The organism is Synechocystis sp. PCC 7339 (genome assembly GCF_019924095.1).
Classification (GTDB): Bacteria; Cyanobacteriota; Cyanobacteriia; order Cyanobacteriales; family Microcystaceae; genus Synechocystis.
In genome coordinates this window covers 368,378-391,638 of the sequence record NZ_CP063659.1, presented here as the reverse complement: position 1 = coordinate 391,638, position 23,261 = coordinate 368,378, and the positions used below count along the sequence as shown (strand labels likewise).

General features: G+C 48.5%; 16 protein-coding genes and 2 pseudogenes. 5 read left to right on the top strand and 13 right to left on the bottom strand.

Translation table 11 applies throughout. The features are described from left to right. The first annotated feature begins 52 nt into the window (after positions 1-52). Positions 53-982 carry an EamA family transporter gene (locus tag IQE94_RS01750; RefSeq protein ID WP_223342587.1) on the top strand — a complete coding sequence of 310 codons (930 nt, stop codon included), beginning with the start codon at positions 53-55 and terminating at the stop codon, positions 980-982. Between the two features lie 680 nt (positions 983-1,662). Beyond that, on the top strand, positions 1,663-6,333 hold the full coding sequence (gene gltB / locus IQE94_RS01745) for a glutamate synthase large subunit (protein WP_212722146.1): 4,671 nt from the start codon (positions 1,663-1,665) through the stop codon (positions 6,331-6,333). A 111-nt stretch (positions 6,334-6,444) separates the two neighbouring features. Here gltB and IQE94_RS01740 read toward each other — a convergent pair. The 4 genes and pseudogenes from IQE94_RS01740 to IQE94_RS01725 all read right to left on the bottom strand — a co-directional run. Further along, a pseudogene (locus IQE94_RS01740) lies at positions 6,445-6,561 on the bottom strand (IS630 family transposase); the annotation flags it as partial. Between the two features lie 26 nt (positions 6,562-6,587). After that, positions 6,588-7,631: pseudogene (locus IQE94_RS01735) on the bottom strand (IS256 family transposase). 304 nt (positions 7,632-7,935) lie between these two features. Further along, positions 7,936-8,997 carry a tocopherol cyclase family protein gene (locus IQE94_RS01730; protein WP_223342586.1) on the bottom strand — a complete coding sequence of 354 codons (1,062 nt, stop codon included), beginning with the start codon at positions 8,995-8,997 and terminating at the stop codon, positions 7,936-7,938. 65 nt (positions 8,998-9,062) lie between these two features. Further along, positions 9,063-9,989 (bottom strand): homogentisate phytyltransferase, encoded by a 927-nt coding sequence (locus IQE94_RS01725; RefSeq protein ID WP_223342585.1) that lies wholly within the window; start codon positions 9,987-9,989, stop codon positions 9,063-9,065. Between the two features lie 163 nt (positions 9,990-10,152). On the opposite strand from IQE94_RS01725, the gene IQE94_RS01720 reads away from it, so the two are divergent. Beyond that, complete coding sequence (locus tag IQE94_RS01720) at positions 10,153-10,830, top strand: energy-coupling factor ABC transporter ATP-binding protein (protein ID WP_212715745.1); 678 nt, start codon at positions 10,153-10,155, stop codon at positions 10,828-10,830. Between the two features lie 12 nt (positions 10,831-10,842). After that, positions 10,843-11,847, top strand: a complete 1,005-nt coding sequence (locus IQE94_RS01715; protein WP_212715743.1) for a two-component system response regulator — start codon at positions 10,843-10,845, stop codon at positions 11,845-11,847. 302 nt (positions 11,848-12,149) lie between these two features. Here IQE94_RS01715 and IQE94_RS18790 read toward each other — a convergent pair whose 3' ends face one another. The 9 genes from IQE94_RS18790 to rppA (IQE94_RS01675) all read right to left on the bottom strand — a co-directional run bounded on the left by IQE94_RS18790 (position 12,150) and on the right by rppA (IQE94_RS01675) (position 22,470). Next, a complete protein-coding gene (locus IQE94_RS18790) occupies positions 12,150-12,239 on the bottom strand; it encodes a hypothetical protein (protein WP_370630533.1) in 90 nt (29 codons plus the stop codon). A gap of 26 nt (positions 12,240-12,265) precedes the next feature. Further along, positions 12,266-13,489 (bottom strand): two-component system sensor histidine kinase RppB, encoded by a 1,224-nt coding sequence (gene rppB, locus IQE94_RS18760; protein WP_370630496.1) that lies wholly within the window; start codon positions 13,487-13,489, stop codon positions 12,266-12,268. After that, a complete protein-coding gene (rppA, locus tag IQE94_RS01705) occupies positions 13,476-14,168 on the bottom strand; it encodes a two-component system response regulator RppA (RefSeq protein ID WP_212715739.1) in 693 nt (230 codons plus the stop codon). Before rppA (IQE94_RS01705) ends, rppB (IQE94_RS18760) begins: the two co-directional genes overlap by 14 nt. A gap of 6 nt (positions 14,169-14,174) precedes the next feature. After that, positions 14,175-14,765: a DUF305 domain-containing protein gene (locus IQE94_RS01700; RefSeq protein WP_212715737.1), complete on the bottom strand. Its 591-nt coding sequence runs from the start codon at positions 14,763-14,765 to the stop codon at positions 14,175-14,177. Positions 14,766-14,986: 221 nt separating this feature from the next. After that, on the bottom strand, positions 14,987-15,466 hold the full coding sequence (locus IQE94_RS01695) for a hypothetical protein (RefSeq protein WP_223342584.1): 480 nt from the start codon (positions 15,464-15,466) through the stop codon (positions 14,987-14,989). Positions 15,467-15,480: 14 nt separating this feature from the next. Next, complete coding sequence (locus IQE94_RS01690) at positions 15,481-18,618, bottom strand: efflux RND transporter permease subunit (RefSeq protein WP_223342583.1); 3,138 nt, start codon at positions 18,616-18,618, stop codon at positions 15,481-15,483. Between the two features lie 85 nt (positions 18,619-18,703). Further along, the gene (locus IQE94_RS01685; protein WP_223342582.1) at positions 18,704-20,341 is read right to left on the bottom strand and encodes an efflux RND transporter periplasmic adaptor subunit; all 1,638 of its coding nucleotides are present in this window, start codon (positions 20,339-20,341) and stop codon (positions 18,704-18,706) included. 63 nt (positions 20,342-20,404) lie between these two features. Next, positions 20,405-21,769 carry a two-component system sensor histidine kinase RppB gene (gene rppB, locus IQE94_RS01680; RefSeq protein WP_223342581.1) on the bottom strand — a complete coding sequence of 455 codons (1,365 nt, stop codon included), beginning with the start codon at positions 21,767-21,769 and terminating at the stop codon, positions 20,405-20,407. Next, positions 21,766-22,470, bottom strand: coding sequence for a two-component system response regulator RppA (rppA, locus tag IQE94_RS01675; protein ID WP_223342580.1), 705 nt, complete (start codon positions 22,468-22,470; stop codon positions 21,766-21,768). The genes rppB (IQE94_RS01680) and rppA (IQE94_RS01675) overlap by 4 nt, the downstream gene beginning before the upstream one ends. Positions 22,471-22,592: 122 nt before the next feature. Between rppA (IQE94_RS01675) and IQE94_RS01670 the strand changes: the two genes are divergently transcribed. Next, a complete protein-coding gene (locus IQE94_RS01670) occupies positions 22,593-23,237 on the top strand; it encodes a cobalt transporter (RefSeq protein ID WP_223342579.1) in 645 nt (214 codons plus the stop codon). The last annotated feature ends 24 nt before the right edge of the window (positions 23,238-23,261 follow it).

The window sequence follows — 23,261 nt, the reverse complement described above, 5'->3', positions numbered from 1 at the left end:
CTATCCAGGCAAGTTTTGCCCATCAACACTCGGACAAGGAGGATCACTAACTTTGCTCAGCGGAGCTAAACGCTTAACGTTAACGGAGTGGAAAACCATTGGCCTCCTGCTGACCATGGTCACAACCCAGGTTTTAGGGGATATTTGGCTCAGCCAGGGCATGAAAGTGTTTGGGGCAGTGGAGGACTATAGCCCGGCGGGTTTGTGGGCCTTATTTCTCTATCTGCTCACCTCCCCTTGGATTGTGGTGGGGGTAATCACGTTGTTGTTTGCTCTGTTTCTCTATTTCACCGCCACATCTCGACTGGATCTCAGTTTAGTTCTCCCCCTATTTTCTTCTAGCTATATCCTCAATGCTCTACTGGCGTGGCTAATACTGGGGGAAGAAGTTTCTTTTTACCGTTGGCTGGCCACTTTTATGATCGCCAGTGGCGTGTTTATTGTCTGTTGGTCAGAACATCGCCACCGCTCCCAATTGATGCGGGAAAAGTTTAGTCCGACCCCGCCCCCTGCCGTGCCAGTGAAGTCTTCCCGGCGATCGCCATTGTGGTTATTTCCCGTGGGTATTGCCCTGTCCCGAGTTTGGTTTGGCATTTTAATTCTAATTTTTACCGATTCGGCTGGAGACGTATTAATCGCCCGGGGCATGAAACAAATTGGTCCTGTAAGCTTGCAATCGCCCTTGAAAATGGTCAAATTAATTGGCCGCATCCTTTCCCATCCTTCGGTTTTAGGGGGTATTGGTTGTCAAACCATCAGTTTTGTTACCTTCATTTCTCTGCTCAGTTGGACGGATATTAGCCTGATCCGACCGGCGGGAGCGTTGGGTTATGTGATGAGCTTATTAGGGGCCAAATTTTTGCTCAGAGAAACCATTCCCCTTGCCCGGTGGCTGGGCATCGCTGTAATCACTGCGGGGGTTGCCCTCATTGCCCTCGATGAAGTTAATTTGGTGGATCAAATTTTGCCGTTTTTGATCTAGTCAATCCTTGATCCTGTCTTGGTTTTTGAAGCACTATCAGAGTTTCCCTCGAGAAAATCTGGGCAGTAATGTCCGGTTTTTCCCGCAACTTAATTTCCTTCCTGTAAGCAAGGTTCCAACTCCAGCCATTGTTGCAGGCGATCGCCAAGGTGAAGGTTTATCCATTGTTTTTGGGTTAACAAGCCTCGTAAATGTTCACTGTGAAATTAACCGGTAAAAAGGTTTTAACACGGCAAGGGATGTTGACCTGATGCAGTTAAGATTTCAACCCCTATCTAGGGCTTTAGAGCCTGTTTGGAAAGTTGAGTTTTGGCTGTCTAATCCCCTCTAGCCCCCCTTGGGAAGGAGGGAAAGGTCACAAAAGTCCCCCTTTTTGAGCCGGAGCTTTAGTGAGGAGATTTAGGGGGATAAATACCTAGCTTTGTACTTTTCAAACACGTTCCTAGTCCAATTTTGCTGGCTGTGGTGCAAAAAAATAGTTAATCTGGGTTTTCGGTGCGCGATAATGTGAAGAATAGTTACAAGCAAAATCGATCAGGTTAATTTCGTCTCCCTCCCAAAATTTGGCGATCGCCACCATGAAGCGGTTAAGGCGAACAAACCACTGCCTAGGCTAGCTGGTAAAATTAACCACCGCCCCCAAGCTGAGGGGCCCTTTGGGGTCTCCAATTGCCGTCCACATTTTCTTCCAATATCCGTTGCTAGCACCTATGTTAAACTCCTCTGTTGCCACCAATTCTACCCAACCTTTCCTTGGTCAACCTTGGTTAGTGGAAGAACGAGATGCCTGTGGTGTGGGTTTTATCGCTAATCTCCGGGGTAAACCGGACCATACTCTGGTGGAGCAGGCCCTAAAGGCCTTGGGATGCATGGAGCATCGGGGGGGATGCAGTGCCGATAATGATTCGGGGGACGGGGCCGGGGTGATGACCGCCATTCCCCGGGATTTGTTAGCCCAGTGGTTTGCCACTCGCAATTTGCCCATGCCCAACGGCGATCGCCTGGGGGTGGGAATGGTCTTTTTGCCCCAGGAACCTTCCGCAAGGGAAGTGGCCCGGGCCTATGTGGAAGAAGTAGTACGGCTAGAAAAATTAACGGTGCTGGGCTGGCGGGAAGTGCCGGTGAACCCAGACGTGTTGGGTAGCCAAGCCCGCAGTAATCAACCCCATATTGAACAAATTTTGGTCACTTGCCCCGCTGGTTGTGCCGGGGATGAGTTCGACCGCCGCCTATACATCGCCCGCTCCATCATTGGTAAAAGGCTAGCGGAAGATTTTTATGTTTGTTCCTTTTCCTGCCGCACCATCGTCTATAAGGGTATGGTTCGTAGTGTTGTTTTGGGAGAATTTTATTTAGATTTACTCAATCCCCAATACATCAGTAATTTCGCCGTTTACCACCGTCGGTTTAGCACCAACACCATGCCCAAATGGCCCCTAGCCCAGCCCATGCGCATGCTGGGGCACAACGGGGAAATCAATACTCTCCTGGGAAATATTAACTGGATGGCGGCCCGAGAAGCGGCGTTAGAAGTACCAGGCTGGACAAAGGCCGAATTGGAAGCTCTAACTCCCATTGTCAACCAAGCTAACAGCGATTCTTACAACCTCGACAGTGCCCTAGAACTATTAACCCGCACTGGCCGTGGGCCCCTCGAAGCGGTGATGATTTTGGTGCCGGAAGCCTACAAAAATCAACCGGCATTAAACAACTATCCCGAAATTACCGATTTCTATGACTATTACAGTGGCCTGCAGGAACCCTGGGATGGCCCGGCCCTATTGGTGTTTAGTGACGGCAAAATTGTCGGGGCCGGGTTAGACCGCAATGGCCTACGTCCGGCCCGCTACTGCATTACCAAAGATGATTACATTGTGGTGGGCTCCGAAGCGGGGGTAGTAGATTTACCAGAAGCAAGCATTGTGGAAAAGGGTCGGTTAGCTCCGGGGCAAATGATTGCTGTGGATTTAGACCAGAAAAAAATTCTCAAAAACTACGAAATTAAACAGCAGGCGGCCCGGAAACATCCCTATGGGGAGTGGTTAAAAGCAAATCGTCAAATGGTTGCCTCGGAAAGTTTTGCTGACAAAAGTCTGTTTGCCGACACTGAAACGACTTTGCAACAACAGGCGGCCTTTGGCTATACCGCCGAAGATGTGGAAATGGTGATTGTCCCCATGGCTAATCAAGGTAAGGAACCGACCTTTTGCATGGGGGACGATGCTCCTTTGGCCGTACTGTCCCATAAACCCCGCCTACTGTACGACTACTTCAAACAACGCTTTGCCCAGGTGACCAATCCCCCCATTGACCCCCTGCGGGAAAATTTGGTGATGTCTTTGGCCATGTTCCTGGGGCCCCGGGGCAATATTCTCGAGCCCAAGGCTGAAGCGGCCCGCATGATCAAGCTCCGATCGCCGTTGGTGAATGAGTTGGAGTTGGAGGCGATTAAACAGGGTCAATTGAACACTGCGGTACTTTCCACCCTCTACGATTTAGGCGGCGTTAATAGTCTCCAGAATGCCCTGGATAGTTTAGTGCAAAAGGCGATCACCTCGGTTCAATCCGGCACTGAAATTTTGATATTAACCGACCGGCCCAATGGAGCTACGTTGGGCCAAAATCAGAGCTTTATTCCTCCCCTACTGGCAGTGGGAGCAGTGCACCATCACCTGATTCGGGCCGGGTTAAGGTTACAGGCATCCCTGGTGGTGGATACGGCCCAATGTTGGAGCACCCATCACTTTGCTTGCTTGGTGGGCTATGGCGCTTCTGCCATTTGTCCCTACCTGGCCTTGGAATCAGTACGGCAATGGTGGCGGGATGAGAAAACCCAGAAACTGATGGATAATGGCCGCCTAGATAAAATCGACCTGGCCACTGCGTTGCAGAACTACCGTCAATCGGTGGAAGCAGGGCTGTTTAAAATTCTCTCCAAAATGGGCATTTCACTGCTGTCCTCCTACCACGGTGCCCAAATTTTTGAGGCGATCGGTTTGGGGGCGGAATTGGTGGAATATGCCTTTGCTGGCACCACTAGCCGAGTGGGGGGGTTAACCATGGCCGACGTGGCCCAGGAAGTGATGGTTTTCCATGGCATGGCCTTCCCGCAAATGGCTAAAAAGTTGGAAAACTTTGGCTTTGTTAACTATCGTCCCGGTGGGGAGTACCACATGAACTCTCCGGAGATGTCTAAATCCCTCCATAAAGCGGTGGCGGCCTACCAACGGGGGGGCAATGAAACCAACGCCGAAGCCTATGACCACTACGGCCTGTACCGTCAATATCTCCGGGGGCGCCCCGTTACTGCGCTGCGGGATCTGCTTGATCTTAATCCTGACCAGACTGCCATTCCCCTGGAAGAGGTGGAATCGGTGGAATCCATTGTCAAACGCTTCTGTACCGGTGGTATGTCCCTCGGTGCCCTGTCTCGGGAAGCCCATGAAACTTTGGCGATCGCCATGAATCGGCTGGGGGCCAAATCCAACTCCGGGGAAGGGGGCGAAGATACGGTGCGCTACCTCACCCTAGATGACGTAGATGCAGAAGGCAACTCCCCCACATTGCCCCACCTCCACGGCTTACAAAATGGCGACACGGCTAACTCCGCCATTAAACAAATTGCCTCCGGCCGTTTTGGGGTCACCCCGGAATATCTCATGAGCGGCAAACAGTTGGAAATCAAAATGGCCCAGGGAGCCAAACCGGGTGAAGGGGGTCAACTGCCTGGCAAGAAGGTCAGTGAATACATTGCCATGTTGCGTCGTTCTAAACCCGGTGTAACTCTCATTTCCCCCCCTCCCCACCACGATATCTACTCCATTGAAGATCTAGCTCAGCTAATCTACGACCTGCACCAAATTAATCCTGAAGCCCAGGTATCGGTGAAATTGGTAGCGGAAATTGGCATTGGTACGATCGCCGCTGGGGTCGCTAAGGCCAATGCGGACATTATTCAAATTTCTGGCCATGACGGCGGTACGGGAGCGTCTCCCCTCAGTTCCATCAAACACGCCGGTTCTCCCTGGGAGCTGGGCGTTACCGAAGTGCATCGAGTGCTCATGGAAAACCAACTACGGGACCGCGTTTTGCTCCGGGCTGACGGTGGTCTGAAAACCGGTTGGGACGTGGTGATGGCGGCGCTCATGGGGGCAGAAGAATACGGCTTTGGCTCCATTGCCATGATTGCCGAAGGTTGCATTATGGCCCGAGTTTGTCACACCAACAATTGTCCCGTGGGGGTTGCCACCCAGCAGGAACGGTTACGGCAACGGTTCAAAGGAGTGCCGGGGCAGGTAGTCAATTTCTTGTATTTCATTGCCGAGGAAGTGCGTTCCCTGTTGGCCCATATGGGTTATCGCAGTTTGGACAAAATCATTGGCCGCACCGATTTGCTCAAAGTTCGCTCCGATGTCCAGTTGAGCAAAACCCAGAATCTGACCTTAGATTGTTTGCTGAATTTGCCTGATACTAAGCAAAATCGACAGTGGTTAAACCATGAGCCTGTCCACAGCAACGGTCCTGTGTTGGATGACGATATTTTGGCTGACCCTGACATCCAAGAAGCCATTAACCATCAAACCACGGTGACCAAAACCTACCGGCTGGTCAACACCGACCGCACCGTGGGCACCCGTCTCTCCGGGGCGATCGCCAAAAAGTATGGCAACAATGGCTTCACCGGCAGTATTACCCTCAACTTCCAAGGAGCCGCAGGCCAGAGCTTTGGAGCCTTCAACCTGGATGGCATGACTCTGCATCTGCAAGGAGAAGCTAACGATTATGTGGGCAAAGGCATGAATGGTGGTGAAGTTGTCATCGTGCCCCATTCCCAGGCCAGCTTTGCACCGGAAGATAATGTGATTATCGGTAACACCTGTCTCTATGGGGCAACGGGGGGCAACCTTTATGCCAACGGCCGGGCGGGGGAACGCTTTGCAGTGCGTAACTCTATGGGTAAAGCCGTGATTGAAGGAGCTGGCGATCACTGTTGTGAATATATGACCGGCGGCGTGATTGTCGTCCTTGGCCCTGTGGGTCGCAACGTGGGGGCTGGCATGACCGGCGGCTTGGCCTACTTCCTCGATGAAGCGGGGGATTTACCGGAAAAAATCAATCCGGAAATTATCACCTTGCAACGGGTTACCGCTCCTAAAGGGGAAGAACAACTAAAAGCCATGATCACGGCCCATGTAGAAAGAACAGGCAGTCCGAAAGGGAAAGTAATTTTGGCTAACTGGTCCGATTATTTGGGCAAGTTCTGGCAGGCAGTTCCCCCTTCCGAGGCGAGTTCTCCTGAGGCCAATGGAGATGCAAGTTTAACTGGGGAGAAGACTCTAACCTCAGTTTAGTTGACGTTAAATCAGAGAGGGGAGATTATTTTCTCCCTCTTCTTGGTTAAAAAGATCAACAATTAATATCCAAGAAAATCAGATATAGCTGATTAGGATAATTATGAGACGCTAAGCTGTGCAGTAATCTCGAATAATTTTATCTATGCTAGTACCCAAAAGTGCATACATTCTCACCCTCTTTAATGCACTAAAGTCATGCTCTATATAATTCAAATCTGGAGAGTGGTCTAGATTTTGTGTAAAGAGGAAAATTAAAGAGAAAAGGGTTCAGGAAAAAGAATAGCAAAATGGAAAGCAGCAGCTCGCCAATCTCGGATAGGGCGTTGCCATTTTTTAGTGAAGTTCCTCATGGCTAAATGTAATAGCGTAAAAACAGAATCTTCGTCGGGAAAAACGGCTTTGGTTTTAATTACTTTACGTAAAGAACAGTTCATGGACTCAATAGCATTGGTGGTATAGATTACCCGTCGAATTTCCATGGGATAGTCAAAAATGGGAATGACATGCTCCCAATGACGTAGCCAGATTTGAGTGATAGCGGGGTAAAGTTTATCCCATTTCTGGGAAAAAGCATCCAGAGCCGCTTCAAATCTGTCGCCACTGCCTTGGGGTCTTTCCAGGGGACAGAGTTAAGGCAATTACGCATCAAATGGACAATACATAGTTGGTTGGACTTAGGTTTGGGGATAAACTGCCTCAATCGCCTCAGGGAAGCCCCTTAAGCCATCACAACAGGCAATTAGAATATCCTTTAGCTCCCGATTCTTGAGCTCTGTCAGGATTCGTAACCAAAATTTGGCTCCCTCGGCTTCTGCTTCCCCAGTCCATAGTCCTAGTAGCTGTTTGTCTCCCTCCCGGTCAATACCCAACGCTGCATACACTGCCCGTTTGCTCACTCGACCTGAGACTTTGATGTTTACATACAGTGCATCTAGGTAAACAATGGCATACACCTCCTCTAATGGACGAGATTGCCAGGCTTTAACTTCCTCCGTTACTGAATCTGTCACTTCGCTAATCAAGCTGGCTGACACCTTTGCCCCATACAATTCCTGCAGTTCGGCACTTATGTCCCGAGTACTCATGCGCCTGGCATACAACCCCAGAATTTTTTCGTCCGTTGATGTTCGGGTAGGCACTAACACTGGCTCAAAGCTACTCTCCTTGTTTCGAGGGATTGCTATTTCCATTTCACCCTGGTTTGATTGAACTGTTTTCCTTGAATAACCGTTCCGGCTATTGCCCTTTTCTTCTTCTTTCTGGTTATTCAGATGAGCATTCAGTTCCCCACTCAGGGCTCTCTATCAACCTTTTGGTTAGTTGTTTTAGTAGTCTAGTCCTGACTCTCTCAAAATTTCTTCGGGGGTTTTATGCTCTTCTAGCAACTCATCTAGTAACACATCGACGCGATTCGGTTCTTGTTTTTTACGTACCATTGGGGTCTCCTTTTTTTGATTGGATTTTACTCCCCTTACACAAAATTTTGTTCAGTCCCGCCCATCTTTTGAGAGAATTGACTAAGCTTTTTAACAGGGTTAATGAGCTTGACAGATTAAAATATCTGGTAAATTTATGGGATAACTTTTATTATTCATCTGCCTAGACTGATGGAAGTGGGATACCTCCCACTTCCAGACCGGCGGTGTCCGTTATGGTTTCCACTATTAAATCCTTACAGATAGCTCCCAACTGCAGATGTAAATGTCCTCTAGTGGTGTCTCGGCAGTTAAGTTGTAAACCCTGGGCGGTGGGGGTGTGGACTAAACTGCCTTTCCCTTCCGTTGTTGCTGATAGGGTAACCCAATACCTGTCATTGCTAGCTTTGAGCTGCCAACTGCCCCAGGGAGCTACTTGCCAAGTGATGGTGCCATGGCCCGGGCCAAATTCGTAAAAATTACCTTGGTGATGTACGCCAATTAAAGCCACTTCTTCGGGGCGACCAAGGACAATGCGTTCCCCGCCGGCCGCAGTGACGCTCAACCCTGGATGTTGGGGAAAATGATTGGCTTGGAGCCAAAACCAGCGAGAAGGAAAGGAATGGCCCCAGTTTTTTTCGGCATAGACTAGGGCGTGGTCAAATTCATACTGTTCCCCCTGCCATTCCAGCCAGCCGTGCCCCCTACCTTGGGCGAAAAGAATTTGCCAACCAGGATCAAACATGGGGAAAAAGGAAAGCCAACCCGCTGTGGCCCGGGGAAAACGTTGGGGATTACCCCAGGTAATTTCCGGCTCCACGGTGAACTGCCAACGGCAATGGCGATCGCCATTGGTGATTTGTCCTTGGTGCTGATTTTGGTAGATTTGATAGCCTTCCTTAACCAGGGCAAAAAATTCGTCCGATGGTAGAGGTCTGGCCGGGTTATTGCCTGTATGTTTTCCCCAATGACCCAGGGCAAAATGGTGGGGACTGGCCCAAAATTTTTTCACTGAAGGAAAGGTCCGCCAAATTAGTTGGTCATCCTGATTTGCCTTTGTCTCTGTAGCCGGCCCCAAAATTTGTACAGCACCGCCGCTGTAATGGCGAGCGCCAGCGGGATTTTCGATGGAGTACATAAAGGCGAAACTTTCTCCGGAGTGGGGCAAAAGCAGACGCACATACCAACCTTCAAAAAAGGGAGACTGGCCTTGCCAGTGGTAACCACTGTGGGGAGGAAATTCCATTTATTTTCGACAGAATACTAATTATTTTTTACAGAATACTGGGGATTTAAAAAGCAGAAAAATTATCAAAATATACTCAACTTAAAAGCGGGCAACCAAATGGCTAGGGGATAAAGTAAATATTCCAAGAAAAATAATTTCCAGATAAATTGATAAAAAGTAGCAATTTCCCCCTTGTCTTCCAAATTCACCCCCCGACTCCGCTCCCAAAGCAAGAATAATAAAAACAAATGGGAGCCAATAAAAACTGGTATATTCAGAGGAAATACAGTCCATAAGCCCCAAATAACCATGGCGACGTAGCAAATGGTTAACAAAATTAGCGTTCCAATAAATACATTTTGTTTGCCAATTTGTAGGGTTAAGGTTTGAATTTTGAATTGTCTATCGCCTTCCATATCCGGTACATCTTTAAAGACGGCGATCGCCACGGTGAAAACTAAAATAAATAGAGTCAAAACCCAGATGGGAGTAATCAGGGTAGGGGGAGAACCCAAACCAGTTCTAAAAAATAAAAATAAGCCTAAGTTAACGACAATTCCCCGCACTGTGAGAATACACAGGGCCGCCAGCAGAGAAAAGCGCTTTAATCTCACCGGGGGGACAGAATAGGCCGTGCCAATGATTAAACTAATCCCCACCGTTAACCCCAGCCATAGCCCTAATCCCCAGGCGATCGCCAAGGAAGCAACGCCACAAAGTCCCACAATCCAACGGCCCTGGGCGATGGAAAAATCTCCGTTAGCGAGGGGCAAATTCGGCTTATTGATGCGGTCAATTTCAACGTCCCACAACTGATTTAGGCCGACAATGTAAACATTGCCCAACAGGCAAGCCAGCCAAGCGCCCAAAACCAAACTAAGGGAAGCTAGAAAAATATCTGGAGTACCGTGCCCCAGCATGGCCAATAGGTACACCGTCCAAACACTCAAGGTAGTACCAATGATGGTGTGGGGTCGGGAAAAGCGCCACAAAGCTTGGATAGTTGCCATGGCAATAATTTTGAGAAATGAAATCTCTTTGCAGTGTACCTAAACCGACCTAAGCTGAGCTATTTTCCAGACCTAATTTTGAACAGAGGCAAGGTCCAGTGCCCATCGACCTGCTTTGGCTCAGTAACTTAAAATTGGAGTGGCCTATCCCTTCCCAATTTCCATGTTTCCCCCTGCCCCCGCCATCGTCGCCCAGGATCTGAGTTTTCAGTGGTCCCCCACCCGTCCTGGTTTGCACAACTGTAGCCTGGCGGTGCCTCAGGGCCAATTTTGGATGCTGTTGGGCACCAATGGTAGTGGAAAATCTACCCTGTTAAGGTTATTGGCGGGACTCCTCACTCCCCATGGCGGTGTAGTGAAATTAGCGGAGCCCATGGGCTTTGTTTTCCAAAATCCTGACCATCAATTGGTCATGCCCACCGTAGGAGCCGACATTGCCTTTGGTTTAGTCAAAGAAAAACTATCTCCCCAGGAGGTGAAATGTCGAGTCGGAGAAGCTCTTCAGGCAGTTAACTTAGCCGATATGGCCCGCCGACCCATCTACGCCCTCAGTGGTGGTCAAAAACAACGCATTGCCATTGCCGGGGCGATCGCCAGACACTGTGCTGTTCTGTTGTTGGATGAACCCACTGCCCTGCTAGACCGAGACAGTCAACGGGAATTAGTATTGCAAGTACAAAAACTAGTCAAAGAAAGGGGCATCACCGCCCTATGGGTAACCCATCGCTTGGAAGAGCTAGACTATTGTGATGGAGCTTTTCTGCTGGAAGAAGGCAAAATTGTGGCCCAAGGAGACCCCAAACCCCTTGAGCAGAGGATGATGAACAAGACCGCAGTTTAACCCTGGCTATCCGTGAACCAAATTTCTCCCCTCCGTATTTTTTTGCTCGATGACCACCCCTACAGTCGCATCGCCAGCGCCGACCTTTTACGTTTGAACAACTACCAAATCATTGAAGGGGAAACCACCCAGGGATTTAGTTGTGGCCAAGTGGTGGAACAGGTGGAAAAAGTTGCTCCAGACTTAGTGTTGATGGATGTCAATTTAACCCACCAAAATGGCATTGAACTGTGCCAAGCAATCAAACATAGCTCCGCCGGGCAACATATTCCTGTCATCCTCACCAATGCCATGGATGACCCCCAATGTCGTCTCCGTAGTCGGGCTAGTGGAGCCGATGCCTATTTACTCAAACCCTTGGAGCGGGTGGAACTGCTCAATCAAGTGGATTTATTGATCCAGAAAAAGAAATTAACGGAATCTGTGGCCCAGATTGAACAGGTTTTGTTTCGTTTAGCGGCGGTGATCGAGGAACGTTACGCTGTCGGCGAAGCTAGCATTACGTGTAGTCAACTAGTGGCGGGTTTTGGCCAATTTCTCGGTCTAGAACAGGGACAAATTGATGACCTCGTTTTTGCGGCCCGTCTACACGATTTGGGCATGATCCAAGTACCCGATGAAATTATGCTCAAACAAGGGCCCCTCAACTCCACAGAATTGGACTGTGTAAGGGACCATGTCCATGTGGCAGCCACCATTTTTGAACCCCTGGCTGGACGCAGAGCTGTGGGGGAAATTATGCGTTATCACCATGAACGATGGGATGGCAGTGGTTACCCTGACGGCCTCCGGGGGAAGGAAATTCCGCTGCTGGCACAGGTTTTTCAAATCATTGATATTTTCACTGCTTTGACTAATAATCGTCGCTATAAGCAAGCGGTAAATACAGTCCAGGCCTTGGAGATTTTACAAGGAGAAGCCCAACGGGGTTGGCGTAACCCAGAAATGGTGGAAGAGTTTGTCAATTTTATTAACAAAAATTCCACAGAAGGGAGTTTGGCCCAACAGTTGCATTAGGATGTTCTAGTTAGGACTGAGTGAAAAGTAGCCATGGTTACCCATCCAAATCATTCACTGCCATCTCGACATTAACCCTTGGAAAATATGGAAAATACGGCTAATTTAGATTGGATTTTAGGGGCGATCGCCTTGGGAATTTTAGTAGCCGGATTGGTGATGTTATTGAACGGCGTCAAAGACTTGGGAAAATAGGGTAAAGCAACTATCTTGAGCTAATTTGCTCCCCACAGTTAAATTTTATGGCGTTTCTCCCATTTTTCCTGCACCATTGAGCGCTTCTGGTTAACCTAGGGAGACTGTCAGAAACAAGAAGAAAAAGGTAACTGTACAGTAAATAGACTTCCCCGACCTAACTCACTTTCCACTGTTAAACAGCCTTGATGCTTGATGGCGATCGCCTGGGCAATGGCAAGGCCTAATCCTGCCCCCCCCGCTGTCGAGAGCGGGCCGTATCTACCCGATAAAAACGATCAAAAATCCGAGTTTGCTGGGAGGGAGCAATGCCAATGCCCGTATCTTGAACTTTAATGATGGCTTGTCGTTGATCAGTCTCAAGAATAACTTGTACCCTTCCCCCTGTTGGAGTGTAATGAATGGCATTACTGATTAAATTACCCACTAAACGATAAAGCTGTTCTTCTTCCCCCCTTACCCAGATAATTTCTTGGCTGTCTAGCTTTGCTGATAAAGATACCCCAGCGGCGATCGCTAAACCAGAAAATTCCTCTGTTAAATCACTAACTAAATCGTTAAGACAACACAGTGTAAATTGATTCTGATTCACTGTTTTTAAATCCATACGGGAGAGGAGTAATAAATCGTTAATTAAATGGGTAAGGCGAAAATTTTGTCGTTTCAGTATTTGGATGGTATTGTAGACTTCCTCTGAGCTAGACTCCGTGTTTAAAGTTGTTTCTAAGGTAGCTTGAATAGCTGTAATCGGTGTGCGTAATTCGTGAGCAATATCGGCGGTGAACTGCTGAATTTGGCCATAGGAGCGATAAACTGGCTCCATGGCTAAGCCTGCTAACCACCAACTGGCCAACCCCACTCCGATCATCACAATGGGCAAACCAAAGATTAAAAAACTCTTGATCGTGTCTAAATGGTGGTCATATTCCGTCAAGGAACGTCCCACTTTTAGATAACCCCAAGGTTGTCCTGTTACCGTTTTAAGTTGCAGGGACACCTGATGATAGCGATCGCCCCTTTGATCCGTTAAAGGATACTGGCGGGTGGTTTCTCTCTCGAAGGCCAAACCGGGTGGATTTTCCCCTGCTGTTGCTAATAATTGACCGTTCAAGTCCAAAAAACGGACATAATAGCCTGGTTGTTGGGTGGCATTAAGAATATGCCTTTGTTGAAGTAGGGGAGAGCATACTTGATTGCCTAAGCAAAGATTAGGTAGAAATTGTTTAACGGAGGGTTCTAGCTGTCCCGGTTGACCTAGGAGTGGTTCCAATCCATCATGGAGGGTTCCCGCTAGGGAAGTAAGCTCTTGATCCAGCAATCGCCAATGATCCTGAGAGGTCATTTCGTAAACGGCCAAACCACAAAAACCCAAAATCAATCCCATTACCCCAGCGTAATAACTGGCCAAACGCCAACGGGATAGGTTGAAAAGTCTATTTTTCTGCATGGACTTGATGGGGCTGGAAACGATATCCTAAGCCATAAACAGTTTCAATCACATGGCCATATTGCCCTAGTTTCCGCCGCAGTAAACGCACCTGGGCGGCCACTACGTTGCTTGTGGATTCCACCGACACAGCCCAAAGTTGATTTTTAATTTGTTCACTACTGAGAATTTGTTGGGGATGCTTCATCAAGCATTCTAAAAGTTGAAATTCCTTGGCAGTCAGGGAAGTTTTTTGGCGTCCTGGTGTTATCACCACAAAACTCCCATAATCTAATTGCCACCCTCCGACCTGTAAATGTTGAGGTTGTAATTGCGGCGATCGCCGTTGTAGGGAGCGTAAACGGGCCAATAGTTCAGCCATGCCAAAAGGTTTGATTAGATAATCATCTGCCCCCGCATCTAAACCCCTGACTCGGTCTTCCATCCGATCTTTTGCTGTCAGGATCAAGATGGGCAAAGAACTACCCTGGGCCCGGAGTTTATGACATAGCTCTATCCCGGACAGGCCAGGCACCATCCAATCAAAAACTGCCAGGGTATAGTTCACCCAACCCTGATCCAGATAACTCCAGGCCATATTACCTTCCTGCACCCAATCAACAATGTAATTTTCCCGTCGGAGGGTTTTTTCCAGCGCCATGCCCAGATCAGGCTCATCCTCTACCAATAAAAGTCTCATTGTCTCCTATTGGCCATACCAAGCCTGATACCATTGCTTCATTTGCTTAATTTCTGCACTTTGGGAACGGATAATATCATCCATCAATTTATCCATCTCCGGGCGTTCTGTATTAGTTTTTAAATGACTGGCCATCATCACTGCCATTTGATGGTGGGGAATCATCTGACGAATAAATTCCTGATCAAAGTTTTTTGCAGTAGCCAAAGCCTCCAAATCCATCGCCATCATGCCATGACCTTGGTGCATTCCCATCATTTCCTGGCTCGACAGGGGAGGCACTACTTTCCCGAACCATTGCTGATACCAGGTTTTCATTTCTTTAATTTCCCTTTCCTGGTCTCGGATAATATTCTGAGCTAATTCTTTGAGTTCAGGATGTTCTGCTTTTTGCAGGGCCATCTCCGCCATATCAATGGCATCCTGATGGTGGGGAATCATCATTTCAATGAAACTTTGGTCTGTCCATTGCATCTGCATTCCGTGTTGGGCCATCATCTGTGGTGGAGATTGATGACGATAAACCGCCGTCACCCCAGCCGCTGAACCGCTGAGGAGCAATCCAGCCAAACCATAAATCCAGAGTTGATTACGCATAGAGGTTATTCCCTCCTATTTTTGTGCCTATGTCTAGTCTGACAAAGCAATATGAAATCAGGATGAAAAATAGTCTGGCACTGAAATTTGATCTAGTTTTGGGACAGGGAAAGGCATACATTGAAGACCAATCCCATACTCCCCTTGCGAACGGGGAGGGGCCTGAGCTAGGGAAGACAGTGGGTTTAACATGGGCTCACCTAAAGTTGCTCAAACAGACTCTAATAGCTAAAATTAAACCTTCCATTAACTTTTTCACCGTTAATATCAACTAAGATTGCGAGTTTATAATCCCCTGGTACCTGAGTAAAAAGAAGGGCAGTATAGTGTTTGTCTTGATCGCTATATTTAAAGTTAATGTCTTGTTGAGTGCCATCAGGTAATTGAACTTTACCGGTCACAATGGCATCAGTAATGGGGCTATGGTCAGCTCCTTTTTGTAGGTAAAAGTCAAGATGGAAACCTCCGGCTTCTTTGAGGGTGAGCAGTTCTAAATGGTAATCCCCCATTTCAATTACCTGTCCTCCTTGACCTCCATGGGATTCGGTTTTATTCTCCTCAACATTTTCTGTAGGAGCAATGGCAGGAGCCGGGGTCGGACTAACGGAAATATCCGTTGGCGAAGTTTGATTACCACAGGCATTGAGCAGAAAAGCTGTGACTAAAAGGATAACAGGATTGGTTAGGATTGAGAACTTCATAAATAAATTAAAATTTAAACTTTTGTCAGAACATTAATGGGGGTTGATTCTGGAGTAGTAACGCTAGCCGATGGACGTAAAAACCGGCCAAATTGGGCATATAAAGCGGGTAATATTAGTAGAGTTAAAGCGGTGGAGGTGAACAGTCCGCCGAGAATAACGATCGCCAGGGGTTGGAGAATTTCTTTACCGGCTCCGGTGCCAATCGCCAGGGGAAGCATACCTAGAGCGGAAGTAAGGGCAGTCATCAAAATTGCCGCTAATCGTTCCTGGGAACCTTCCTGGATCACCTGGGCTAGGGGCAATGCTAGGGCAAATTTTTGATTGTAGTTATCTACCAGCAATAAACCATTACGAACTGCGACTCCGAATAGGGTAATAAAACCCACCAGGGATGCTACGGAAATAACTCCTCCCGTAACGGCGATCGCCAAAATCCCTCCAGCTAAGGCCAGGGGAAGGTTGACCATAATCATCAGGGTTGCGGGCAAAGATTTAACCGCAAAATACATCAGAACGGTGATGACAACGATGGATAAAAAGCCAAAAATTAAAAGATTTTGACTGGCTCGTTCCTCCGATTCAAATTGGCCGCCGTACTGGATGAAATAACCAGTGGGAAGGGTGACTTTTGACCTAACTTGGGTTTGGATGTCGCTAACAACGGAACGGAGATCTCGACCCTTAACGTTGGCAGAAGCAACAATTAACCGGGAAACATTTTCTCGATTGATGGTGTTGGGGCCAGTGCCATAACTAATTTGAGCCACTTGGGCCAGGGGAATCTTAGTGCCGGTGGGGGTATCCACTAGCAAATTGCTGATGGTTTCTAAGTTGTTGCGGGCATCTGCCTTCAGCCAGACCAAGAGATCAAATAATTGTTGGTCTTGTAAAACCTGAGAGGCAACCCGGCCATTCAATGCGGTTTCAACCAGGCGGGAAAGTTGCCCGACGGTTAATCCATATCGCCCTGCGGCCAGTCGATCAAACTGAATTTGCACCTGACGCACCGGGACTTGGGGTTCTAGTTGTAAATCCACCAGCCCAGGAATCTCCGCCATGACGGTTTCCACCGATTTGCCGATGGTGCGGAGTTGTTCAAGGTCGGGGCCAAAGATTTTAACGGCGATCGCACTTCTGACCCCCGAAAGTACTTCGTCCATACGATGGGAGATAAAACCACCAACATTGGGGGCAACCCCAGGGATACGATTAAATTCCGCCCGGAGGGTTTCAATGCTGGCTTCTCGGTCGGCTATTCCCTCATCACTGAGTTCTACGTCCAAATGTCCTAAATTCACCCCACCGGCATCGGCATCCCCCGGCGCACGACCGGAGCGTAACTGCACTGTACTAAAACGAGGATCATCTTTGAGGGCATCCTGGAGGGCAAAACCGACCCGATTAGTGGCTTCCAGGGAACTGCCGGGATAAAGGAGCATGGCATTCACCAAGGACTGTTCTTGAAATTCCGGTAAAAAGACCCGCCCCATACCGGGAACGAGGCTGAGGGCAAAAACAAAAAAGGCGATCGCCGCCCCGATAATCCAGCGGGGATGGTGGGTACTGAACTTTAATAGAGGTTGATAAATCCTTTGGCAAATGCGAGCCAACCAAGTTTCATCACTGGGCAAACGGCAAGGGGTGAGTAATAAGGCACAAAGGGCTGGGGAAAGGGTCATGGCCACTAGGGTGGAAGCAAAAATAGATAACAGATAAGCCACTCCCATAGGGGCAAAAATCCGCCCTTCGACCCCCGTTAGACTAAAAATGGGGGCAAACACAACGGCAATGATGACTGTGGAAAAAATCACACTGGTACGGACTTCGACGGAGGTATCGTAAACCACTTGGAAAGGATGCTTGGGATTGCCTAGGGCCTGGTTTTGGCGCAGACCCCGATAGCAATTTTCCATATCCACAATGGAGTCATCGACCACCGACCCAATCGCCACCGCTAAACCGCCTAGGGTCATGGCATTAATCCCTTGGCCGAACCAACTTAAAATCATCATGCCAATGAGAAGGGAAAGGGGAATGGCACTAAGGGTAATAACAGCGGTACGCCAGTTCATTAAAAACAGAACCATCACCACGGCAACGATAATGATCCCATCCCGCAAAGAATCCCGCACATTGGCGATCGCCGCTTCAATAAAATTTTCTTGCCTAAACGTCACCTGGAGATTAACCCCGGTGGGCAGGGCCGCTTTGACTTCTGCCATGGCTTTTTCCACCGCCTTACTCACCGTGGGGGTATCCGCTTGGGGTTGTTTATCAATCACCAACACCACTGCCCGTTGGCCATTGACACTGCCATCTCCCCTAGTCAAGGCGGGGCCAATGGTCACTTCCGCCACATCCCTGAGCAGAATGGGTTTACCGTCCCTGGCTGTCACCACAGAATCTGCCAATTGGGAGATATTTTCGATGCGCCCCAAACCTCGAATTACATCTTCCTGATCGGCAGTTAATAAAAATCCCCCCGCCGCATTGACATTGGCTTCTTCTACCGCCTCTGTCACCTGTTGTAGAGAAATATTAAAAGCCTTGAGCAGAGCCGGATCTACCAAAACCTGATACTGCTTAACGTCTCCCCCGTAGGCAACCACCTGGGAAACCCCCGGTACGGCCAAGATTTGATTGGTAATTTCCCGATCCACCCGCCGTCGCACTTCCATCAAATTTGCTTCGGGGTTATCTGGTTCATCCACCGTTAAGGCGTACATCAAAATGGTGCTAATGGGGGAAGAAACCGGAGAAATTTGTGGTTCCTCCGCACCGGCCGGTAGTTTGCTCCGGGCAGATTGCAACCGTTCCGTTACCAATTGTCTGGCCCGATAAATATCTGTGTTATCCGCAAAAATCACCTTAACGACGGAAATGCCCACGGCGGACGATGAACGTACCATTTCTACCCCCGGTGTGCCGTTAACAGCACTTTCGATGGGCAGGGTAATTAGGGTTTCTATTTCCTCCGGTGCTAAGCCTGGGGCTTCTGTTTGGATTTCAACTTGGGGCGGTGCAAAGGGGGGAAATACATCCAGGGGCATCTGGGTGAGGTTGTAGCTTCCTAAAATGCCCACCAGAATGGCCCCAATAACCACTAACCAACGTTGGGCGATCGACCATTTGAGAATGGCATTAAGCATTTTGTAAGTGAATAAGAAGGGTTTGGTTACTGAGCGAGGTTACTGAGCTTGCCGAAGTATGGATAGCTTCGATGGGACAGGGAATTTAGGAAAAGTCTTGGGGGGACGGACTTTCAACCAGCACTTTTTCGATTTCCAGAGATGGTTCGTCTGGGCTAGACATTAAGCTACGTTCCCGCAACGGTTGGCTCTGTTGGCGTTTTCCCCAGAGACTACCGGCCCAAAATAGTCCAGCGGCAACTACAGTTCCCCCCAAGGGTAAAAGCCATGTTGGCAAGACCGGTAGAGAAAAGGTCGATTCTGTTGTTTCTAGGGATTCTTCGGTCTCTTCTACCGTTTCAGGAGGTTTGGTGCGTAAAGATTCGGCATAGAGTTGACTGGCCCGTTGGGAAACCACTAAATCCCCTGCAAATAAGCCTTCTTTGATTTCTACCCAATCCCCAGCCACCTGTCCTAGGGTCACGGTAATAGGTTCAAAAACATTGCCATTCTGCACAAAAACAAGATTTTGCTGATCGTTAGTTTTGACAATGGCCGATTGGGGTACGGCTAACACCGGGGCAGGAGTGCGGTCGGTTAAAACTTCCAACTCAACGAACAGACCGGGCTTTAGTTGACCATCCGCATTATCCAATGTCGCTTTCACCGAAACGATACGATTTTCCCCTTCCACCACGGAGCCGATTTGATTAATCCTTCCCGTAAAGATTTTTTCTGGCGTATTACTAGCCCAGCCCCGAATGCGTTGGCCCTGGCGAATTTTGTTTAAATCCTTTTCGTAAATATTGGCTGAAACTTGAACTTGCTGGCTATTGATAATGGTAAAAATCGGTTCCCCTGCATCCTGTCGGGATTCTCCGACCTTAATTTCATGCTCTGGGGTAGTGGCGGGGTCAATGACTATGCCAGCAATGGGAGCTGTAATCACAATGGTGCCGTCGGCGCGGGCATTGGTTCCCAGTTGTTGCAAACGGGTCTGATAGGTTTCCTCGCTTAATTTGACCTGTTTTTGGGCAACATTTAAGGCGGTTTGGGCCCGTTTGATTTGGGCGATTGCCTCACTGACAGGTAAACGACTTTGGGTTCTCACTAGATTAGCCTGAGCCTGGGCTAAGGCCACTTCCGATTCTAAAAGCTGGCGACGGGGTAAGGCTCCATTGGCTTCGAGTTCCTGGTCTCGGTTGTAACGCTCTTGGGCAAAATCCTTGGCAATGCGGGTTTCTTCTATTTCACTTTGGGTGACCCGTTGCTGTTGGCGGTAATTTTCCCGAGCTAGCTCTAGATCGGCTTGGGCCTCTTCCACAGCGGCGATCGCCAAGCTCCGTCGGTCTTGGGCGGTGGTGCGTAGTTCCGCTAATTCAGCACTGGTCATAATGGCGACGACTTGACCGGCCGTAACGCTTTCCCCTGGATTAACTAATAGTTCGAGTAATTTTCCCCCCACGGGGGTTGTGACCTCAACCCGTTGTTGCGGCAGGGTTTCAATCTGGCCAGTTGCTCTAATGCCGGTCATTAAGGAACGAGGTTGTAAAGGCTCTACTTGAATATCTAGGCGACGAATAGTATCCCCATCAAGGGCTACGCCCTGGGCAGATTGAGCCGATTCACTTTGGTGAAATTCATCCCCATGGCCAGCGTGGGCGAAGGTTGCCTTGGGAGACAATACCAGCACCCCCAACAACAGGGAGAAGGCCCAACCCTGGGCAATGATTCGGTTTTGCATAGAATTCCGACAGTGCAACGTTCTTAGTCTTTCACAGGAATATGAAACCAAGATGAAATGGGGTTAAGAATGGGCCATTGATGCGGAGACAATGGGCAACTGTATGGTGAACCAACTACCTTGCCCCAATTCACTCTCTACATTCAAAACGCCTTGATGCTTAACGGTGATCGCCTGGGCAATGGCGAGTCCTAAACCTGTCCCCCCCGTTTTTCGAGAACGATCCCGATTAATTCGGTAAAAACGCTCAAAAATTCGTTCCTGTTGGTCGAGGGCAATACCAATCCCCGTATCTTGAACGGTAATGGTAGCTATTTCCTCACTAGATGTCAGAGTAATACGGATATTTTCGCCGACAGTCGTATATTGAATGGCGTTGGCAATTAAGTTTGAGACTAATCGGTAAAGTTGGGATTCATTACCCAAGACATAAATTTCTTTTGAGGTAACATCACTGCTCAAATCAATGTCAGCGGCGATCGCCAACTCCAAAAACTCTTCAGCAAGGTCACTGACTAAATCATTTAAACAACAAACTCGCCAATCTTCGACGGTGGTTTCCTGCTCCAAGCGACTTAGCAACAATAAATCGGTAATCAATTGGCTTAATCGCCTCCCCTGTCGTTCAACGGTATTTAACATGGTGTTAATTTCTGGGGAATGGCTTGAGTCAATGCGTAACACCGCTTCTACCGTAGCCAACAGACTCGCCAACGGCGATCGCAATTCATGGGCCGCATTGGCTGTGAATTGTTGCTGTTGTTGGTAGGACTGGTAAATGGGACGCATAGCTAACCTTGCTAAGCCCCAACTGGAAAGGGCAACTAAAGCTAAGGCAAGAGGTAAACTTATTCCTAAAATCCAAAGAATACGTTGATTTTCCGTATCAAAGGCCGCCAGGCTCCGGCCAATTTGTAGATAACCCCAGGAGGATTGATTTGTATTACCGGCGCTATGCAAAATAGTGGTGAATTGCCGATAGCGATCGCCCTTTGGTGGTTGAATAGTCTGCCAAATTTCCTTGTTGAAAATGGGGGATAGGGAAGACGGTTGATTGGGGGAAAAGGCCAGCAGGTTGCCTTGATAATCAAATAAGCGAATGTAGTATAAACGGCGATCACTAATGCCCAATGTGTGGCGTTCAATCAGGGTGGGAGTAACCTGGCAAGGTTGGTTAATCAAACATAGATCGGGCAACATTTTTTGTAATACCCCCGTGGGACTGGCATTCCTCGGTAGCATTGGCTCTAAACTGTCATGCAACGTTCCGGCGATCGACTCCACTTCCCGCTCCAATGCCATCCAGTTGGCCTGCACAATGGCACGATAAACCCCTAATCCCAACAGGGTAAGAATTCCCCCCATTACTAGGGCATACCAGAAAGCTAATTGCAGACGACTACGGGCAAAGAGGCGACGGGTATTCATAACAAAAGGGTGAACCGATATCCTTGACCAGGAATTGTTTTAATGGGGCAAGGACAATTCTGTTGAGCTAGCTTACGCCGTATCAAACGCATTTGGGCCGCCACCACATTACTCATCGGTTCTTCATCAAGATCCCACAGTTGTTGCCGAATCTTACTACCAGGAATAGTCCGCTCGGGATTTTGCATCAGATATTGAAAAATTTGAAATTCTCTGACGGTTAAGGCAATTTCCTGTCTTTCTGGGTTTGACGGCTCCGAGATAGTTACCGATAACAGATTATTACTGGGATCAAGGCTGAAGTTGCCTAAAGTCAAAATTTGCGGTTGGAATTGTGGCGATCGCCGTTGTAGTGCCCTTAATCTCGCTAATAGCTCTGCCATCACAAAAGGTTTTGTTAGATAGTCATCTGCCCCCGCATCTAGCCCTTCGACTCGATTTTCCGGTTCTCCCAACGCCGTTAACATCAACACCGGCAAGGGATTATCTTGGGCCCGTAATTTTTGACAGAGTTCCAAACCCGATAATCCTGGCAGTAACCAATCCACAATGGCAAGGGTGTATTCCGTCCATTGATGGTCCAAATAATCCCAAGCTTGGGAGCCATCCGTTACCCAATCCACTACATATTTTTCACTAACCAGCACTTTTTTAATTGCCAGTCCCAAATCCGTTTCGTCTTCCACCAATAAAATTCGCATCGCCTCTGTCTTTTTTATAACGGTCTGATCTTAGCGGGGGAAGGAGAATTTCACCTGAATTTCATACCCCCTCTGGCAGACTGGAAAAAATCTTGGCCAAATTCCCAATGTGAGGTGGTGTGATGAAAACGATTCAATTAGCAAGTTCCCTTCTGGCTCTCGGTTTAACCCTGGCAGTACCTAACCTGGCGATCGCTCATGTAGGTCACGGTGACGAGTTTCAAGCCGAGGGAGGCATTAATCGGGTTGCCGTGAATGCAGAAACCGATTCCTTGTTAGGCATTGTGGTGGAACCGATCGCCTCTGCACCGGAGGGCAATGGGGGGGTTTATATTCCTGCCACAGCGTTGGTGGACGGGGGAGATAAGCAACTGGTGTTTGTGCAGTATGAAGGTTTTTATGAGCCGGTGCCTGTGACGACCGGAGCAACCCAGGGGGCATTGATTGAAATCACTGAAGGATTATCGGTGGGGGAAAAGTTAGTTACCCAGGGCTCTTTATCCCTTTATGCTGAATCCCGCAAAACTCAAACGGCGGAGGCGGAAACTGAGGAACCGGTGGTAGCTGAGGCTCCTGAAACCGTTTCCCCTGCTGAAACCCAAAGCACTGCTCCCAATGAAACCCAGGCAAGCCCCCCCGTGGCGGCAGAATCAGGATTGCCCGTTTTACCCATTGCCTTGGGAGGATTAGGGGTTATTGGGGCTGGAATTCTGGGATTACGAGCTTATAACCTGAGTCGCAAAGGCAAAAACATTTTTGGCAAATAAGTTTAATTTTCCTCTCCAGCCCTT

Bases quoted from the DNA above. Each gene is read 5' to 3' on its own strand.
- rppB (WP_370630496.1), bottom strand. From the start codon at position 13,489: ATGCAGAAAAATAGACTTTTCAACCTATCCCGTTGGCGTTTGGCCAGT.
- IQE94_RS01720 (WP_212715745.1), top strand. From the start codon at position 10,153: ATGTTTCCCCCTGCCCCCGCCATCGTCGCCCAGGATCTGAGTTTTCAG.
- IQE94_RS01690 (WP_223342583.1), bottom strand. From the start codon at position 18,618: ATGCTTAATGCCATTCTCAAATGGTCGATCGCCCAACGTTGGTTAGTG.
- IQE94_RS01725 (WP_223342585.1), bottom strand. From the start codon at position 9,989: ATGGCAACTATCCAAGCTTTGTGGCGCTTTTCCCGACCCCACACCATC.
- IQE94_RS01730 (WP_223342586.1), bottom strand. From the start codon at position 8,997: ATGGAATTTCCTCCCCACAGTGGTTACCACTGGCAAGGCCAGTCTCCC.
- IQE94_RS01685 (WP_223342582.1), bottom strand. From the start codon at position 20,341: ATGCAAAACCGAATCATTGCCCAGGGTTGGGCCTTCTCCCTGTTGTTG.
- rppB (WP_223342581.1), bottom strand. From the start codon at position 21,769: ATGAATACCCGTCGCCTCTTTGCCCGTAGTCGTCTGCAATTAGCTTTC.
- IQE94_RS01700 (WP_212715737.1), bottom strand. From the start codon at position 14,765: ATGCGTAATCAACTCTGGATTTATGGTTTGGCTGGATTGCTCCTCAGC.
- rppA (WP_212715739.1), bottom strand. From the start codon at position 14,168: ATGAGACTTTTATTGGTAGAGGATGAGCCTGATCTGGGCATGGCGCTG.
- IQE94_RS01695 (WP_223342584.1), bottom strand. From the start codon at position 15,466: ATGAAGTTCTCAATCCTAACCAATCCTGTTATCCTTTTAGTCACAGCT.
- rppA (WP_223342580.1), bottom strand. From the start codon at position 22,470: ATGCGAATTTTATTGGTGGAAGACGAAACGGATTTGGGACTGGCAATT.
- IQE94_RS01670 (WP_223342579.1), top strand. From the start codon at position 22,593: ATGAAAACGATTCAATTAGCAAGTTCCCTTCTGGCTCTCGGTTTAACC.